Origin of the sequence: Microbacterium sp. LWH7-1.2 (assembly GCF_038397755.1) — a bacterium.
Taxonomy (GTDB): Bacteria; Actinomycetota; Actinomycetes; order Actinomycetales; family Microbacteriaceae; genus Microbacterium.
Genome location: NZ_CP151637.1, coordinates 3,925,112 through 3,939,778, shown reverse-complemented (window position 1 = coordinate 3,939,778; position 14,667 = coordinate 3,925,112). Strand labels below are relative to the sequence as shown.

General features: G+C 69.1%; 19 protein-coding genes. 11 read left to right on the top strand and 8 right to left on the bottom strand.

Going from position 1 to position 14,667, the window contains the following annotated elements; translation table 11 throughout:
• Nucleotides 1-123: 123 nt before the first annotated feature.
• Entirely contained in the window at nucleotides 124-579 is a 456-nt protein-coding gene (locus tag MRBLWH7_RS18260; RefSeq protein ID WP_341997082.1) for a DUF6264 family protein, read from the bottom strand.
• Nucleotides 580-650: 71 nt separating this feature from the next.
• On the opposite strand from MRBLWH7_RS18260, the gene aspS reads away from it, so the two are divergent.
• Nucleotides 651-1,991 carry an aspartate--tRNA(Asn) ligase gene (aspS, locus tag MRBLWH7_RS18255; protein ID WP_341997080.1) on the top strand — a complete coding sequence of 447 codons (1,341 nt, stop codon included), beginning with the start codon at nucleotides 651-653 and terminating at the stop codon, nucleotides 1,989-1,991.
• 105 nt (nucleotides 1,992-2,096) lie between these two features.
• Here aspS and MRBLWH7_RS18250 read toward each other — a convergent pair whose 3' ends face one another.
• The 5 genes from MRBLWH7_RS18250 to MRBLWH7_RS18230 all read right to left on the bottom strand — a co-directional run bounded on the left by MRBLWH7_RS18250 (nucleotide 2,097) and on the right by MRBLWH7_RS18230 (nucleotide 4,151).
• Nucleotides 2,097-2,342 carry a glutaredoxin family protein gene (locus tag MRBLWH7_RS18250; protein ID WP_341997078.1) on the bottom strand — a complete coding sequence of 82 codons (246 nt, stop codon included), beginning with the start codon at nucleotides 2,340-2,342 and terminating at the stop codon, nucleotides 2,097-2,099.
• A 14-nt stretch (nucleotides 2,343-2,356) separates the two neighbouring features.
• A complete protein-coding gene (locus tag MRBLWH7_RS18245) occupies nucleotides 2,357-2,650 on the bottom strand; it encodes a rhodanese-like domain-containing protein (RefSeq protein WP_341997076.1) in 294 nt (97 codons plus the stop codon).
• 89 nt (nucleotides 2,651-2,739) lie between these two features.
• Entirely contained in the window at nucleotides 2,740-2,838 is a 99-nt protein-coding gene (locus MRBLWH7_RS18240) for an AURKAIP1/COX24 domain-containing protein (RefSeq protein ID WP_003792170.1), read from the bottom strand.
• 82 nt (nucleotides 2,839-2,920) lie between these two features.
• Nucleotides 2,921-3,112 carry a helix-turn-helix domain-containing protein gene (locus MRBLWH7_RS18235; RefSeq protein WP_019182077.1) on the bottom strand — a complete coding sequence of 64 codons (192 nt, stop codon included), beginning with the start codon at nucleotides 3,110-3,112 and terminating at the stop codon, nucleotides 2,921-2,923.
• Nucleotides 3,113-3,221: 109 nt separating this feature from the next.
• Nucleotides 3,222-4,151, bottom strand: coding sequence for a TetR/AcrR family transcriptional regulator (locus MRBLWH7_RS18230; protein WP_341997071.1), 930 nt, complete (start codon nucleotides 4,149-4,151; stop codon nucleotides 3,222-3,224).
• 103 nt (nucleotides 4,152-4,254) lie between these two features.
• Between MRBLWH7_RS18230 and MRBLWH7_RS18225 the strand changes: the two genes are divergently transcribed.
• The 3 genes from MRBLWH7_RS18225 (at nucleotide 4,255) to MRBLWH7_RS18215 (ending at nucleotide 7,185) form a co-directional block, all read left to right on the top strand.
• A complete protein-coding gene (locus MRBLWH7_RS18225) occupies nucleotides 4,255-5,184 on the top strand; it encodes an ATP-binding cassette domain-containing protein (RefSeq protein WP_341997069.1) in 930 nt (309 codons plus the stop codon).
• Nucleotides 5,181-5,978 (top strand): ABC transporter permease, encoded by a 798-nt coding sequence (locus MRBLWH7_RS18220; protein WP_341997067.1) that lies wholly within the window; start codon nucleotides 5,181-5,183, stop codon nucleotides 5,976-5,978. The genes MRBLWH7_RS18225 and MRBLWH7_RS18220 overlap by 4 nt, the downstream gene beginning before the upstream one ends.
• A gap of 214 nt (nucleotides 5,979-6,192) precedes the next feature.
• Nucleotides 6,193-7,185, top strand: a complete 993-nt coding sequence (locus tag MRBLWH7_RS18215; protein WP_341997065.1) for an aminoglycoside phosphotransferase family protein — start codon at nucleotides 6,193-6,195, stop codon at nucleotides 7,183-7,185.
• 24 nt (nucleotides 7,186-7,209) lie between these two features.
• Here MRBLWH7_RS18215 and MRBLWH7_RS18210 read toward each other — a convergent pair whose 3' ends face one another.
• Complete coding sequence (locus tag MRBLWH7_RS18210; protein ID WP_341997063.1) at nucleotides 7,210-7,617, bottom strand: metalloregulator ArsR/SmtB family transcription factor; 408 nt, start codon at nucleotides 7,615-7,617, stop codon at nucleotides 7,210-7,212.
• Between the two features lie 128 nt (nucleotides 7,618-7,745).
• On the opposite strand from MRBLWH7_RS18210, the gene MRBLWH7_RS18205 reads away from it, so the two are divergent.
• The 3 genes from MRBLWH7_RS18205 to MRBLWH7_RS18195 are packed head-to-tail and all read left to right on the top strand — an operon-like array spanning nucleotide 7,746 to nucleotide 10,252.
• The gene (locus MRBLWH7_RS18205; RefSeq protein WP_341997061.1) at nucleotides 7,746-9,158 is read left to right on the top strand and encodes a potassium transporter TrkG; all 1,413 of its coding nucleotides are present in this window, start codon (nucleotides 7,746-7,748) and stop codon (nucleotides 9,156-9,158) included.
• Nucleotides 9,151-9,822 carry a TrkA family potassium uptake protein gene (locus tag MRBLWH7_RS18200; RefSeq protein ID WP_056368837.1) on the top strand — a complete coding sequence of 224 codons (672 nt, stop codon included), beginning with the start codon at nucleotides 9,151-9,153 and terminating at the stop codon, nucleotides 9,820-9,822. The genes MRBLWH7_RS18205 and MRBLWH7_RS18200 overlap by 8 nt, the downstream gene beginning before the upstream one ends.
• A gap of 37 nt (nucleotides 9,823-9,859) precedes the next feature.
• Nucleotides 9,860-10,252, top strand: coding sequence for a nuclear transport factor 2 family protein (locus MRBLWH7_RS18195; RefSeq protein ID WP_341997057.1), 393 nt, complete (start codon nucleotides 9,860-9,862; stop codon nucleotides 10,250-10,252).
• A gap of 9 nt (nucleotides 10,253-10,261) precedes the next feature.
• Here the strand turns inward: MRBLWH7_RS18195 and proC are convergent, their stop codons facing one another.
• Nucleotides 10,262-11,107, bottom strand: coding sequence for a pyrroline-5-carboxylate reductase (gene proC / locus MRBLWH7_RS18190; RefSeq protein ID WP_341997055.1), 846 nt, complete (start codon nucleotides 11,105-11,107; stop codon nucleotides 10,262-10,264).
• 195 nt (nucleotides 11,108-11,302) lie between these two features.
• On the opposite strand from proC, the gene MRBLWH7_RS18185 reads away from it, so the two are divergent.
• The 4 genes from MRBLWH7_RS18185 (at nucleotide 11,303) to MRBLWH7_RS18170 (ending at nucleotide 14,651) form a co-directional block, all read left to right on the top strand.
• Complete coding sequence (locus MRBLWH7_RS18185; protein ID WP_341997053.1) at nucleotides 11,303-11,710, top strand: metalloregulator ArsR/SmtB family transcription factor; 408 nt, start codon at nucleotides 11,303-11,305, stop codon at nucleotides 11,708-11,710.
• 1 nt (nucleotide 11,711) lies between these two features.
• Nucleotides 11,712-12,383 carry an SRPBCC domain-containing protein gene (locus MRBLWH7_RS18180; protein ID WP_341997051.1) on the top strand — a complete coding sequence of 224 codons (672 nt, stop codon included), beginning with the start codon at nucleotides 11,712-11,714 and terminating at the stop codon, nucleotides 12,381-12,383.
• 123 nt (nucleotides 12,384-12,506) lie between these two features.
• Nucleotides 12,507-13,619, top strand: a complete 1,113-nt coding sequence (locus MRBLWH7_RS18175; RefSeq protein WP_341997049.1) for an alpha/beta hydrolase — start codon at nucleotides 12,507-12,509, stop codon at nucleotides 13,617-13,619.
• Nucleotides 13,620-13,685: 66 nt separating this feature from the next.
• Nucleotides 13,686-14,651 carry a cation diffusion facilitator family transporter gene (locus tag MRBLWH7_RS18170; RefSeq protein WP_341997047.1) on the top strand — a complete coding sequence of 322 codons (966 nt, stop codon included), beginning with the start codon at nucleotides 13,686-13,688 and terminating at the stop codon, nucleotides 14,649-14,651.
• Nucleotides 14,652-14,667: the final 16 nt, after the last annotated feature.

The window sequence follows — 14,667 nt, the reverse complement described above, 5'->3', positions numbered from 1 at the left end:
TCGGCACCTGGTGGCGGCGGCCGCGACCGTTCGGCGCGACGGGTCCACGCTACGGACCGGAGATGAGCGAAACCCGGGTGCTGACCCCCGGAAGCCGAGGGGGTCTTCCGGAACGCGTCCTGCTCAGAGGCTCGAGCCCGGCACCCCTGCTGCCGTGACGACGAAGGCGAGCACGAGCGAGAGAACGATGAGCGCGGCCCCCGCGAGCGGCACCCAGAACGCCAGTCGACGCTTGACCATCAGGATGATCGCGACGACCGTCGTGATGGCGAATGCCACCCAGGGCAGGATCATGCCCATCATCCAGCCGATCGCAATGAGGCTTCCGTCGCACGTGAGGTTGCCGCACGGGTCGGATGCCATCACGAGGAACATGCCCATCATCGAGGCGAGCGCGGCCAGCACGCCGTCGGCGACGAGCAGGACGATGGTGATCACCAGATCCAGTGTCTTCACCGGACGCTTCGCCGCCGGCTCCCCGCCGCCCTCGGGGATGACGTAGCCGGGCGCCCCTGGATAGGGAGGAACGGATGCCGCGACCGCGGCCGGAAGGCGCGGCTCGGGCTCAGGCGTGGTCATGCCCGCATCGTAGCGGCGCGCGCGCCCTTCCGGCGAGGGCGGGCGCGATGGGTCACCTAGACTTGTCGCTCGTGAGTGAACGCGTCCTCGTCAAGCAGCTGCAGGGTCTGGCCGATGGCCCCGTCTCCGTCTCCGGGTGGGTCGAGACCGTCCGCGATCAGAAGAAGGTGCAGTTCGTCATCCTCCGCGATGAATCCGGTGCGGTGCAGCTGGTGAACCCCGCGACGCGTCCGGCAGAGGACGGCACGGAACAGGATGCTGCGGCCCTGGCCCTCACCGACCTCATCTCGAACCTCGCCACGGGCACGTTTCTGACCGTGACGGGCGACCTCAAGCACGACGAGCGGGTCAAGCTCGGCGGCGTGGAGATCAAGATCGGCGCGCTGGATGTCGCCACGGCGGCCCTCCCCGAGACGCCCATCGCGGCCGACTCGGGTCTCGACAAGCGCATGGACTGGCGCTTCCTCGACCTGCGTCAGCGCCGCAACAACCTCATCTTCCGCGTGCAGACCACCCTCGAGCACGCCTTCCGCTCGTACTGGATCGAGCGCGACTACATCGAGGTGCACTCCCCCAAGCTCATGGCGTCGGCATCGGAGTCCAACGCCGAGCTCTTCGAGGTGCCGTACTTCGAGGAGAAGACCGCGTACCTCGCTCAGTCGCCGCAGTTCTTCAAGCAGATGGCCCAGGTCGCCGGCTTCGGCAAGATCTTCGAGATCGCCCCCGCCTTCCGCGCCGACCCGTCGTTCACGTCGCGCCACGCGACGGAGTTCACCTCGGTGGATGCCGAGATCAGCTGGATCGACTCCCACGAGGACGTCGCGGCGATGCAGGAGGAACTCCTGCAGACCGCTTTCCAGGCCGTCAAGGACAAGCACGGCGCCGAGATCGAGGTGCTCTTCGGTCTCGAGGTGCAGGTGCCCGCGATCCCGTTCCCGCGCATCCCGCTGGCCGAGGCGCGCGAGATCGTGAAGAGCCGCGGGTACGACATCCCGCGCACCGACGGCGACCTCGACCCCGAGGGCGAGCGTCAGATCTCCGCGTACGTCGAGGAGACCTACGGCCACCAGTTCGTCTTCATCACCGACTACCACCCCGAGATCCGCGCTTTCTACCACATGCGCAACGAGGAGACCGGGCTGACCAAGTCCTACGACCTCCTCTTCAAGGGCGTCGAGATCACCACGGGCGCCCAGCGCGAGCACCGCGTCGACGTGCTGATCGAGCAGGCGAAGGAGAAGGGCCTCGGGGCCGAGCACCTCGACTTCTACTTCGACTTCTTCCGCTACGGCGCCCCGCCTCACGGCGGATTCGGCATGGGCCTCGCGCGCGTGATGATGCTGCTGCTCGGCCAGGACTCGATCCGCGAGGTCACGTACCTCTTCCGCGGGCCGACGCGCCTCGCCCCCTGAGCCCGGCCCTCTCTCGGATCAGGACATCCGGCCGCTGCAGGACGATCGCGCGCGAATCGTCCTGCCTCCGCCAGATCTCCTGATGCGGAGAACGGATGCTGCTCCTCAGGCGGTCAGCGCGGCGCGCAGGCGGTCGGGCGACACGCGCCAGTGCCCGTGGAGCTCGCCGTCGATGAGCACGACCGGGATCTTCTCCCACCACAGCGCGTAGAGGGCGGGGTCGTCGGCGATCGAGTACTCCTCGACATCGACCGAGTCCTCGGGGAGCTCCGCCACGACGGTCTCGACGACCTCGCGCGCGACGTCGCAGAGATGGCAGTCGGGCTTGCCGATCAGGGTGACGGTGGTCACACTCGGCGCTTGCGTCACGCCTCGACCGGGTACCCGGCGGCAACCCACTCGTTGGTGCCGCCGTCGACGTTGGTGACGTCATAGCCGCGGGCCTCGAGCGCCTCGACCACGCGCCCGGAGCGGCCGCCGATCGCGCAGATCACATCGAATGCGCCGTCGGGGAGCTCGTCGAGGCGGCCGCCGATAGCCGACATCGGGATGTTGATGGCGCCGGGCACGTGACCGGCGGTGTACTCGTCGACCTCGCGCACGTCGATGAGCGGGGTCTCGACGCGGTCACGCAGCTGCTGGACGGTGATGGACTTCATGACGGCCTCTCGGGTCGCGGGCTCTGCCGGCGGCAGCAGGGATACACGAAGCGCCCGTCCGGAGACAGGCGCTTGGTGCGGATGCCGCTTTACTTCTTGTTGCGGCGCTGGTGGCGGGTCTTGCGAAGCAGCTTGCGGTGCTTCTTCTTCGCCATGCGCTTGCGGCGCTTCTTGATGACAGAACCCACGGAAAACCTCACTAGATCGGGGTCTGGACGCGGCCTGGCCGCGCCCGGGAACGGGGCAAAAGGAAAAATGCCTCGGAACAGTCTAGCCGACGTCGGCGATCGGCCGTTGCAAGGCCTCGGTGACCGCCGACTCCGGCACACGATAGCTGCGTCCGAAGCGGACTGCGGGCAGTTCGCCCGAGTGCACGAGGCGGTAGACCGTCATCTTCGAGACCCGCATCAGCTCGGCGACCTCGGCCACCGTGAGGAAGCGCACGTCCGGCAATTCAGCCATGTCGATCCCCTTCCCCAGAAGTGCTGCAGTCACTCTAGAACGCGCGCGGCCGGTGTGTAAACACAGAGACTCGTGTGAACCGGTGTGACGCATGTTGCCGGTGGGATCATCAGGCCTCAGGACGCTGACGCGCGCGCCTCTCGCGGGCTTCACGTGCCGCCTGCCGCTCGGCCCGGTGGGCGTCGCGCAGCGCCTTCTCGGCGACGCGGACCGCCTTGCGCGCCTCGCGGAACTTCTTGTCGTCGGCGATGTCGGCGTCGTCTGCCCCGACCCATGGCGCCGGGCGCTCGCGGCGCCCGTCGGCCGTGGCCGCGATGTAGTCGCTGACTCCGTCGAGGCCGCGCGCGAGCGCGAACGCGAACGGATCGGATTCGTCGAGGAATGCGCCCTCCTCGATCGCAGCGCGCAGCTCGGGGTACGCGTCGGCGGTGATGAGGCTGCGGAACAGGGCGTCCTCGCTGCGGGTGATCGCCTCGCCGTCGACGCCCCGCTCGCGCTCCAGCCGTGCGTAGCCCGCGAGGACCGTGCCCGCCCAGTGGGCGGTCCCGGTGACGAGGAGCATCACGGCGAGCCGCTCGGCGTAGGTGAGACCTGTGTCGGCGAGCGCGCTCAGCCCGGCGTCCATCCACGCCGCGCTGTTCGGCGTCGCGGGAACACCGGAGATGGGGACGTCGAGCACCCAGGGGTGTGCGAGATAGTGCTGGAGCTGCTCGCGGTAGAGCGCCTCCAGTCGTTCCCGCCATCCCCCCGCCGTGCGGGTCGCCTCTGACGGCGTCCCGGTGGCTTCCTCCTGCATGAGCAGGATCAGGTCCTCCTTCGCACTGACGTACCGGTAGAGCGACATCGGCGTGAAGCCCAGGCGCGCCGCCACCGCAGCCATCGACACGGCGCCCAGCCCCTCGGCATCCGCGATCTCCACCGCGGCCTCGACGATGCGCTCGACGCTCATCTCGCGCTTGGGCCCGCGCTGCGGGTCGGCGGCCACACCCCAGGCGAGGGCGATGCCCCGTGGGAGTTCGGGCTCGGGTGCATCGGTCATGGCGCCAGTCTAAGACTGTTTATTCCGTAAACAGTGTGTTACTGTCATAAACAGTTACCGCTGTAAACAGTTTCTCCCATACACAGGAATGGAAGGAAGCCCCATGCCCGATCGCACCGCTGCGCCGGTCATCGTCGTCGCGGGCCTGCGCAAGGCCTTCGGCCGCCAACAGGTCCTCGACGGACTCGACCTCGAGGTCGAGCGCGGCGAGATCTTCGCCCTGCTCGGCCCCAACGGCGCCGGCAAGACCACGACCATCAACGTGCTGACGACCCTCGTGCGCCCCGACGCCGGCACCGCTGCAGTCGCGGGCATCGACGTCGTCCGCAATCCCGAGCAGGTGAAGCGCCGCATCAGCCTCACCGGGCAGTCCGCCGCCGTCGACGACGCGCTCACCGGCACCGAGAACCTCGTCATGCTGGGCCGCCTGTCCGGACTGTCGCGCGCGAAAGCGCGCGCTCGCGCGGCCGAGCTCCTCGATCGCTTCGGATTGACCGATGCCGCCGCCCGCCGTGTCGGCGCATATTCCGGCGGCATGCGCCGACGCCTCGACCTCGCCCTGAGCTTCGTCGTCGCGCCCGAGATCCTGTTCCTCGACGAGCCGACGACGGGACTCGACACCCGCAGCCGGCGCGAGCTGTGGGATGTCATCCGATCGCTCGCCGACGCCGGCACCACCGTCTTCCTGACCACGCAGTATCTCGAGGAGGCCGACCACCTCGCCGACCGCATCGCCGTGCTCGACGACGGGCGCGCCGTCGCCGTGGGTACGGCTGCACAGCTGAAGGCGCGCGTCGGCGGCGACGCCGTCGAACTGCACGACGTGCACGGATCCCTCCTCCGCGAGGTGCCGACGGACGGCACCGTGTCGGGACTGCGGCGCGCTCTCGACGTGCTCGACGAGTCCGGCGCCGAGGGGGTCGTGACGCTCCGCCGCCCGAGCCTGGACGACGTCTTCCTCGCCCTCACCTCCCCCGACGGCCGCGGCGAGCGCCGGGCCGTAGAAGCCGAGACCGTGAAGGAGCCCGCATGACCGCCATCGCACCCACCCCCGCCCTGCGCCCGCGCATCGCGGGCCTCACCGCCGAGAGCGTCTTCGTCGGCCGGAGCCTGCTGCACTCGCTGCGCGACGGGGAGTCGCTGCTCATGGCGATCATGCTCCCCGTGCTGCTCATGGTGCTGTTCACCTACGTCTTCGGCGGCGCCATCGACCCGTCGGGCGGGTACGTGAACTACGTCGTCCCCGGCATCATCCTGCTGTGCGCCGGCTTCGGCGCGGCCTCCACGGCGGTGTACGTCGCGAACGACATGAAGGCGGGCATCATCGACCGCTTCCGCACGATGCCGCTGCGCGCCAGTGCGGTGCTCACGGGCCACGTGGTCGCGAGCCTGCTGCGCAACCTCCTCGCCACCGCGGTGGTGATCGGCGTCGCGCTGCTGGTGGGCTTCCGTCCGACCGCCGACGTCGGGGGGTGGATCGGCGCGATCGGGCTCATCGCGCTGTACATCCTCGCGATCACGTACCTCTTCGCCGCGATCGGGCTCGCCGCGGGCAGCCCCGAAGCCGCGAACGCCTACGGGTTCATCATCCTGTTCCTGCCGTACTTGTCGAGCGCGTTCGTGCCCGTGGCCACGATGCCCGAGTGGCTGCAGTGGGTCGCCGAGAACCAACCGGTGACGCCGATCATCGAGGCCCTCCGCAGCCTCCTCATGGGCACGCCGATGGGGGACGCGGCCTGGTGGGCCGTCGGCTGGTGCCTGGCGATCCTCGCGGTGTCCTTCGCCTGGGGCGGGTGGCTGTTCCGCCGCAAGGCCGGGCGCCGGTAGAAATCCAGTGCGCTACGGGAGGTCGGGCCGGCGAAGCATGCCCCCGGCGGCCTCGTGCGTCGGTCGCCTCCCGGTAGACCGATGCCGGCTTCGCAGGCCCGACATCCCTCCACGCTGGTCCCGGGAGCGCCTGGCGGCCTCGGCTCTGGTGAGAGGGAGGGCGTCGCGGATGAGCGGTTTCGCGCGGAAGCGGAGACGGTGTTGAATACACGGCATGGATCCGTCGACGGTGGCCGAGCGACTCGGCCTCGGGGCGTCGCGGGGGCGGGAGACGGTGCTCAAAGCCGACGAGGGCAACTGGGCCTGGAGGGTCGCGACCGACTCGGGCGTGTGGGTGGTGAAGGTCCGCGACAACTGGGGTGACGACCACTCCGGAGTCATCGAACGGGCGGGACAGCTCGAGATCGCTGCGTGGAGAGCGGGCATCGCCGTGCCTGAGCCGTTTCTCTCCGACGCGGCCACGGTGGGCGTATGGCAGCCGGTCGACGAGCATCACCACGCGAGTGCCCAGCGCTTCCTCCCCGGCGAGCATCCCGAGACACCGCTCCCGCCGTCGATCGCGTCGTGGACCGGGGCGACCATCGCCGCGCTCGAACGACTTGCGATTCCGACCGGCCCGGCCGCCGACTACGCGTTCATCCCGCACCCGGAATCCGATTGGGATGAGTGGCTCGCCCAGGCCGTCGACCTCGGTGTCCTCGACCGGAAGGCGGCGCGGGACCTCAAGGCCGCGGCGATGCACGTCAACCGGATCATCACATCGGCCGTGGCGCGTCCCCCGGAGAAGATCATGGTGCACAACGACATCAGCCTTCTCAACATCCTGGTCACCGCGGAGGGCCCGGTTCTGCTCGACTTCGACGGGGCCGCGCCGGGAGTGCCGTGGTGGGATCTGATCTCGACCGCGTTCGGAATGGACGGTGACGATGTCCGTACCGTGGAGCCCGTCCGGTCCACCGTCGACAACATGCTGTCCGGCTACCTCGACGCCGGAGGCACCATCGGCCCGACCGATGAGACGGCGTTCACCGGCATGCTGGCCGGCCGACTCGCGTCGACGGCCTGGGAGCTGTGGATGGCGTGCGGTCACCGCGGCGGCGGACCCGAGCTGCGGGCCGAGTTCACTCGCGCCGTGCGGATCTCGATCGGGGCGCTGTCGACGATGGTCGACTCGACCGGGGAGTGGACCACCTGGCTGCGCGGCTGATCCCCAGCGGGCGCTTCGACAGAATCAGCGTCCGGGAAGGCGCTTGAAGGCGTTCTCGAGGGCGTGCTTCGCGGAGGCGGCGGCGCGGCCCACGACCTCTGCGGCGTGCGCGGCGGAATCGGGGAGCGCGGCGGCGACGCCGTCGCCCTCGATGCCGCTGTCGTCGAGGAAGGGCACGAGCCAGTCGTCGACCTCGTCGAGAGGTGCGGCCGAGAGGCTGTAGTAGCGGTGCTGGCCTTCTTCCCGCACGGAGACGAGGTGGGCATCGCGCAGCACCTTGAGGTGCTTCGAGACGGTCGGCTGGCTGGCGCCGAGCTCGGTCACGATGTGCGACACGCTGGTGCCGCGCTCTCCGGCGGATGATCGATCGAGCAGCAGTCGCAGGATGTCGCGACGCGTTCCGTCTGCGATCACGTCGAAGATGTCCGCCATGTGCTCAGATTAGTCGGGAGCCCAGCGGAGTACCATGAGCGAGACCGCCGGGCCGCCGCACGAGCACGGTTTCGCATCAGGAGGAACCCCGTATGACGGATGGCAGGCGCGCCGCCCCCGTCTCTGGCATGACTCGCCTGCGCGCCGTGGGCCACGGCTTCATGGAGTTCTTCCGCGACCTGACGCAGCGCTCGCCCGCCCGGTTCGCGATCATCATCTTCCTGTCGCTCATCCTCGTGTTCACGGGATTGTTCTCGCTCCCCGTGGCGGCGGCCGACGGTCGCGTGACGCCGTTCGCGGACGCGTTCTTCACCGCCGTCTCGACCATCTGCGTCACCGGACTCGCGACCGTCGACATGGCGACGCACTGGTCGCCGTTCGGCCACGTGCTGGTGTTCGTCGGCGTCCAGATCGGTGCCCTCGGCGTGCTGACGCTCGCCTCCATCCTGGGTCTCGTGATCTCGCGCCGCCTCGGGCTGCGCGCGAAGCTGATCGCCGCCAGCGACTCCAATCCCCTCCGCACCCACGGCGGCCCGGTCAACGAGGGGCAGACCGTTCAGCTCGGCCAGATCGGCAGCCTGCTGGCCACGGTCGCGCTGTCGACATTGGTGATCGAGACGATCATCGCGATCCTGCTCTACCCCGGGCTGATCGTCGCGGGCGTCCCGTGGCATGTCGCACTCTGGGAGGCGCCGTTCTACGCGGCGATGTCGTTCACCAACACGGGCTTCACGCCGAACGCCGAGGGGCTCGCGCCGTTCCGGCACGACTACTTCTTCCTGACCGTGCTCATGGCCGGCGTGTTCCTGGGGTCCATCGGATTCCCCGTCATCTACACCCTCCTCCGGCAGCGGTGGCGGGTGCGGCGGTGGTCACTGCACGCGAAGCTCACCATCATCACGACCGTCACGCTGTTCTTCCTCGGCGGCGTCGTCTTCCTCGTCCTCGAGTACGACAACCTGCTCACGCTCGGCACGAACGATGCGTGGGACACGACCTTCCAGGCGTTCTTCTTATCCGCGATGACGAGATCCGGCGGCTTCGCGATCCTCGACATCGGCGAGCTCAATCAGTCCAGCCTGCTCGTCGCGTGCATGCTCATGTTCGTCGGCGGCGGCTCGGCATCGACCGCGGGTGGCATCAAGGTCACGACGCTCGCGGTCATCGCGCTCGCGGTCGTCTCCGAGGCGAAGGGCCGCGCATCGAACCAGGTGTTCGGTCGACGCATCCCGAGCGATGTGCTCCGCGTTGCGCTGTCGGTCGTGGCATGGGGATCGACCATCGTCGCGATCTCGACGATCATCATCACGCAGATCACCAAGGCGGACCTCGGCGACGTGCTCTTCGACGTGATCTCGGGCTTCGCGACCGTGGGGCTGTCGACAGGCCTCACGGCGGAGCTGCCCGATCCCGCCGTCTACGTGCTGGCCATCACGATCGTCATGGGTCGCGTTGGTACAGTGACACTCGCCGCGGCGGTGGCCGCGTCATCCCGATCGCAGCTGTACTCGCTGCCCGTGGAAAGGCCGATCGTTGGTTGAGCGGATGAGGGGCGATGCGCCCGTACTCGTGATCGGACTCGGGCGCTTCGGCGCGGCGTGCGCGGGTGAGCTCGACAGGCTCGACCGTGAGGTGCTGGCCATCGACGACAACCTCGACCTCGTGCAGAAGTGGTCGGAGCGGGTCACCCACACGGTGCAGGCCGACGCGCGCAACATCGACGCGCTGAAGCAGATCGGCGCCCAGGACTTCTCGGTCGCCGTCGTCGCGGTCGGCTCGTCGATCGAGGCATCCGTCCTCATCACGGCCAACCTCGTCGACCTCAAGGTGCCGCAGATCTGGGCGAAGGCGGTCTCGCAGTCGCATGGCAAGATCCTCGCCCGCGTCGGCGCGAACCACGTGATCTACCCCGAGCGCGAGGCGGGCGAGCGCGTCGCGCACCTCGTCAGCGGCCGCATGCTCGACTTCATCCGCTTCGACGACGACTTCGCGCTCGCGAAGCTCTACCCGCCGAAGTTCATCCGCGGAGTCGGCCTCAACGAGTCGGGCGTGCGGACGAAGTACAACGTCACCGTCGTGGGCGTGAAGAGCCCGGGCAAGCCGTTCCGCTACGCCGAGGCCAACACCGTCGTCACCAACCACGACCTCATCATCGTGTCGGGCACCAACTCCGACATCGAGCGCTTCGCATCCCTCGAGCGCTGACCTTACGGATGTCAGAGCCCCGCGGCATACTCGCGGCATGAGTGACCGCAACACCACGCATGCCGCGGCCCGGCGCTGGGTCGCCGCGTACGAGACCGCCTGGCGGACGAACGACACCGACGACATCCGCGCGCTCTTCACCGACGACGCGGTGTACGCCACCGAACCGTGGGGTCCGCCATGGGCCGGCGCGGACGCGATCGTCGACGGATGGCTGAAGTCCCGCGACGAGCCCGGCACCTACACGTTCGAGTGGGATGTCGCCGGCGTCGACGGCGACAGGGCCTTCATCCAGGCCCGCACGGTCTATGCACCGGAGGGCGATGAGAAAGACGGCAACGCGTATCGAAACCTCTGGGTGATAGATCTCGCCGAGAACGGTCGGGCGCGCGCCTTCACCGAGTGGTACATGAAGGAACCGCGGGACTGACGAGCGGGTTCATGCGCCCGCGGCGAGCTCCTTCGCGCGGGCCAGGGCCGCATCCGTCGCCTCGGCGAACACGTCGTCCAGGCGCGCGCCCTGCAGCACGGCGATCGCGCGCTCGGTGGTGCCCTTCGGACTGGTCACGCGTCGACGCAGCTCCGCCGGATCGTCGTGGGATGCATCGAGCAGCGCCGCAGCGCCGATGAAGGTCTGCTCGGCCATGAGTCGCGCCTCCCGCTCCGCGAACCCCTTGCCGACAGCGGCCTTCGTGAACTCCTCCACGAGGAGAAAGAAGTACGCGGGACCTGATCCCGAGATCGTGGACAGCGCATCGATCTGCGACTCGGGCACCTCGACGACGGTGCCCACCGTCTCGAACAGGCGGCGGACCGTGGCGACCGCGGTCTCGTCGGCGTGCGAACCGGCCGCGAGCCCGGTGACGCCGCGACCGACGAGTGCCGGAGTGTTCGGCATGGAGCGGAGCACGGCGACGCGATCGCCGAGGATCTCCTCGAACGTCGCGATCGTGACGCCGGCGGCGAGGCTCACCACGATGGCGCCGGCCTGCAGGGCCGGTGCGATCTCGCGCAGCAGGTCCGGAACCATGACCGGCTTGACGCCGACGAGCACGACGCGGGCGGCGGCCGCAGCATCCGTGTTCCCGGTCGGATCCGTCTCGAGGGCGACGCTCGTGACATTCGCGAGGTCGTCGAGCTCGGCCGCCTTCGCGACGGAGCGGTTCGTCGCCGTCACCCCGGCGCCCGCGAGCCCGGAGCGCGAGAGACCGCGGGCGATCGCGCCGCCCATCGAGCCGGCGCCGAGGATCGCGATGGGCGGGAGGTCGGGGGTGTCTGCAGCCATGGTCCGATCCTACGAGCGACACCGATCTCCCCCTCCGCCTCCCGCTGACCCGTTTGCAGGATCACCGAGCCCGCGCGTGCCCGTCGGCCCCGCATTTCCGAGACACGCCTCGTGCCGCACCTGATCGGTCCTGTGAACGGCGTGAGCGAGAGGATAGGTGTTGACTTATATAAGCGCGAACGCAATAATTGTGGCGTGCACGCGCTCGACATCCTCGGTGACCCGGTGCGCCGCCGCATCCTCGAACTCCTGGCGGAGGGCGAGCGCAGCGCCGGCGAGATCGGCGAGGTCGTGCAGCGCGAGTTCGGCATCTCGCAGCCCGCCGTCTCGCAGCATCTGCGGGTGCTGCGAGAGTCGGGCTTCACGACCGCCCGCCCGGAGGGCGCGCGGCGCCTCTACGCGATCGCCCCCGAGCCGCTCGAGAACGCCGCGGCGTGGTTCGACCCGTTCCGGCGATTCTGGCAGCCGCACCTCGACGCGCTCGGCACCGAGCTCGCACGCGGGCGCCACGCCCGCCGCCTCGCCCCCGAGCGGCAGGCGGATGCCGACACCGCAGACTCCGAGACTGAAGAAGCCGGCACGACCGAACCCCAGGAGGAATGACATGGTCGACGTACAGGGCCAGCTCGCCGCGGTGAGCCGCGAGATCGCGAGCGAGGAGGTCGACGGCTTTCCGTCGCGCGTGCAGACGCTCGCGCAGACCTACCCGTCCCCCATCGACGACGTGTGGGATGCCGTGACCAGCGCCGAACGGAACGCGCGCTGGTTCCAGCCGGTCTCGGGCGACCTCACGCTCGGCGGCCGCTACCAGATCGAGGGCAACGCCGGCGGCGAGATCCAGGAGTGCGCGCCTCCCGCGAACGGCGCCGCCCATTTCAGGGCGACGTGGGAGTACGGCGGCGGCGTGACGTGGCTCACCGTGCGACTCACCGCCGAGGGCGAGGACGCGACCCGCTTCGAGCTCGAGCACATCGCCCGCACCGACGACGTGCCGACCGAGTTCTGGGATCTGTACGGCCCCGGCGCGACCGGTGTCGGCTGGGACGGCGGGCTCCTCGGGCTCGGCCTGCACCTCACCGGTGGCGGCGGCCCGAAGCCCGAAGACGCCGAGGCGTGGGCGTACACCGACGAGGGTCGCGCGTTCTACCGCGGCGCCGCCGATGCGTGGGGTGCCGCCCACGCCGCCGACGGCGCGGATCCTGCCGCCGCCACGCGAGCCGCCGACAACACGTACGCCTTCTACACCGGCCAGACCTCGCCATCCACGGAGGAATGACACGGATGCCGCAGTCCGCGGCATCCGAAACATGAAAGCCGATTCGCAAGAACCAGCCGCCGGTCTATTCTCATGAGTGGGCGGGGGCGCAGGAGCTTCCGCAGGACGTGGGAGGCACCCGGAATGACCCTCTTCGACGGCATCGCCGCACGCATCGTCGAGACGCCCGGCCTGTCGGTGAACGTGCTGGAGCGCAACGGTGACGATCCCGGCACTCCACCAGATCGCATCGTGGTGCTCATCCACGGGAATGCGTCCTCGTCGCTCTTCTGGCAGGAGCTGATGCAGGACCTCCCTCACGATCTGCGGGTGATCGCGATCGACCTGCGCGGCTACGGCGCCACCGAGCACGCCCCCATCGACGCGACGCGGGGCGTGCGGGACTTCAGCGACGACGTGCACGCGACGCTCGAGGCGCTCGGCATCCCGACGGCCCATCTCGTCGGCTGGTCGCTCGGCGCCGGGGTGGTCATGCAGTACGCGCTCGACCACCCGGTGCTGAGCCTCACGCTGGAAGCACCGGTGTCGCCTTATGGCTTCGGCGGCACCCGTCGCGACGGCACGCGACTCACCGACGACGACGCCGGCACCGGCGGCGGAGCCGCCAACCCGGACTTCGTGCAGCGGCTGATCGACCACGACACGGGGACAGACGCCCCCACCTCGCCCCGCAACGTGTTCCGCGCCCACTACGTGGCGCCGGGCTACCAGACACAGCACGAAGACGTCTGGGTCGAGTCGATGCTCACCACCTCGACCGCGACGGGCAACTACCCCGGCGACTCCGAGAAGACCGAGAACTGGCCGGGCTTCGCTGCCGGCAGGATCGGCGTGCTCAACACGCTGGCACCCGGGAACTACGACGTGTCGGGCATCGTCGACCTGGAGGAGAAGTTCCCGATCCTCTGGATCCACGGCGCCCTCGACCCGATCGTGTCGGACGCGTCGCTCTACGATCTGAACAACCTCGGCAAGCTCGGCATCGTCCCCGGCTGGCCCGGGGAGGAGGTGGCGCCGCCGCAGGAGATGGTCTCGCAGATGCGCGACGTCCTCGCGCGGTATGCGGACGCGGGGGGCGAGGTGACCGAGATCGACCTCGAGGACACCGGCCACACGCCGCATCTGGAGCGCCCAGCCGAGTTCCGCCACGCGCTGCTCGAAGTGATCGGGTACGTCGGGCACCCGCATGATCCCGCTCCGCCGACCGAGGCGATCATCCTGCGCTCGTCCGACTGAGACAGGACGCGCGCCGTCGCGCACGGGCTGCGAGGTGCGGGTCGCAGCATCCGTAGACTCGTCCGCATGAGTGCTTCCGGCGGCGGCAAGGCGATCCTCGCGGCGTTCCTGGCGAACATGGGCATCGCCCTGGCGAAGTTCATCGCCTGGTTCCTCTCGGGCTCGGCGTCGATGCTCGCCGAGGCGATCCACTCGGTCGCCGACTCGGGCAATCAGCTGCTGCTGATGCTCGGCGGGCGCCGGGCGAAGAAGAAGGCCGACCGAGAGCACCCCTTCGGCTACGGCCGCGAACGCTACGTGTACGCGTTCGTCGTGTCGATCATCCTCTTCTCGGTCGGCGGCCTGTTCTCGATCTACGAGGGCATCGAGAAGCTCACGCACCCGCACGAGCTCGAGAACGCGTGGATCCCGATCGCGGTGCTCGTCGTCGCGATCGTGCTCGAGTCGTTCTCGCTGCGCACGGCTGTGAAGGAGAGCAACCACGTCCGCGCAATGGGCCAGTCCTGGGTCTCGTTCGTGCGGCACGCGAAAGCGCCCGAGCTGCCCGTCGTGCTCCTCGAAGACATCGCCGCCCTGGCCGGTCTGGTGTTCGCCCTGTTCGGCGTCGGCATGACCGTGATCACGCACAACCCCGTCTTCGATGCGATCGGCACGCTCATGATCGGCACGCTGCTGATCCTCGTGGCCATCACCCTCGGCATCGAGACCAAGAGCCTCCTCGTCGGCGAGGGTGCGACGGACGCCGACCACGACCGCATCGTCGACGCCATCAGCGACGGGCCAGAAGTCGAGAAGATCATCCACATCAAGACGCTCTACCTCGGCCCCGACGAGCTGCTCGTCGCGGCCAAGCTCGGATTCGCGTCCGATGCGTCACTGATGCACGTCGCCTCCGACATCGACCGCATCGAGGCGCGCGTGCGTGCCGCTGTGCCCGCAGCGCGCATCATCTACTTCGAACCCGACATCTACCGCCCCGGCGACGACACGACTCCGCCCACGTCGGAGTTCGTCATCAAGTCGACGGACTGACGCTTCGACAGGCTCA

Bases quoted from the DNA above. Each gene is read 5' to 3' on its own strand.
- MRBLWH7_RS18260 (WP_341997082.1), bottom strand. From the start codon at position 579: ATGACCACGCCTGAGCCCGAGCCGCGCCTTCCGGCCGCGGTCGCGGCA.
- MRBLWH7_RS18245 (WP_341997076.1), bottom strand. From the start codon at position 2,650: ATGAAGTCCATCACCGTCCAGCAGCTGCGTGACCGCGTCGAGACCCCG.
- MRBLWH7_RS18235 (WP_019182077.1), bottom strand. From the start codon at position 3,112: ATGGCTGAATTGCCGGACGTGCGCTTCCTCACGGTGGCCGAGGTCGCC.
- MRBLWH7_RS18230 (WP_341997071.1), bottom strand. From the start codon at position 4,151: ATGACCGATGCACCCGAGCCCGAACTCCCACGGGGCATCGCCCTCGCC.
- MRBLWH7_RS18225 (WP_341997069.1), top strand. From the start codon at position 4,255: ATGCCCGATCGCACCGCTGCGCCGGTCATCGTCGTCGCGGGCCTGCGC.
- MRBLWH7_RS18220 (WP_341997067.1), top strand. From the start codon at position 5,181: ATGACCGCCATCGCACCCACCCCCGCCCTGCGCCCGCGCATCGCGGGC.
- MRBLWH7_RS18215 (WP_341997065.1), top strand. From the start codon at position 6,193: ATGGATCCGTCGACGGTGGCCGAGCGACTCGGCCTCGGGGCGTCGCGG.
- MRBLWH7_RS18210 (WP_341997063.1), bottom strand. From the start codon at position 7,617: ATGGCGGACATCTTCGACGTGATCGCAGACGGAACGCGTCGCGACATC.
- MRBLWH7_RS18205 (WP_341997061.1), top strand. From the start codon at position 7,746: ATGACTCGCCTGCGCGCCGTGGGCCACGGCTTCATGGAGTTCTTCCGC.
- MRBLWH7_RS18195 (WP_341997057.1), top strand. From the start codon at position 9,860: ATGAGTGACCGCAACACCACGCATGCCGCGGCCCGGCGCTGGGTCGCC.
- proC (WP_341997055.1), bottom strand. From the start codon at position 11,107: ATGGCTGCAGACACCCCCGACCTCCCGCCCATCGCGATCCTCGGCGCC.
- MRBLWH7_RS18180 (WP_341997051.1), top strand. From the start codon at position 11,712: ATGGTCGACGTACAGGGCCAGCTCGCCGCGGTGAGCCGCGAGATCGCG.
- MRBLWH7_RS18175 (WP_341997049.1), top strand. From the start codon at position 12,507: ATGACCCTCTTCGACGGCATCGCCGCACGCATCGTCGAGACGCCCGGC.
- MRBLWH7_RS18170 (WP_341997047.1), top strand. From the start codon at position 13,686: ATGAGTGCTTCCGGCGGCGGCAAGGCGATCCTCGCGGCGTTCCTGGCG.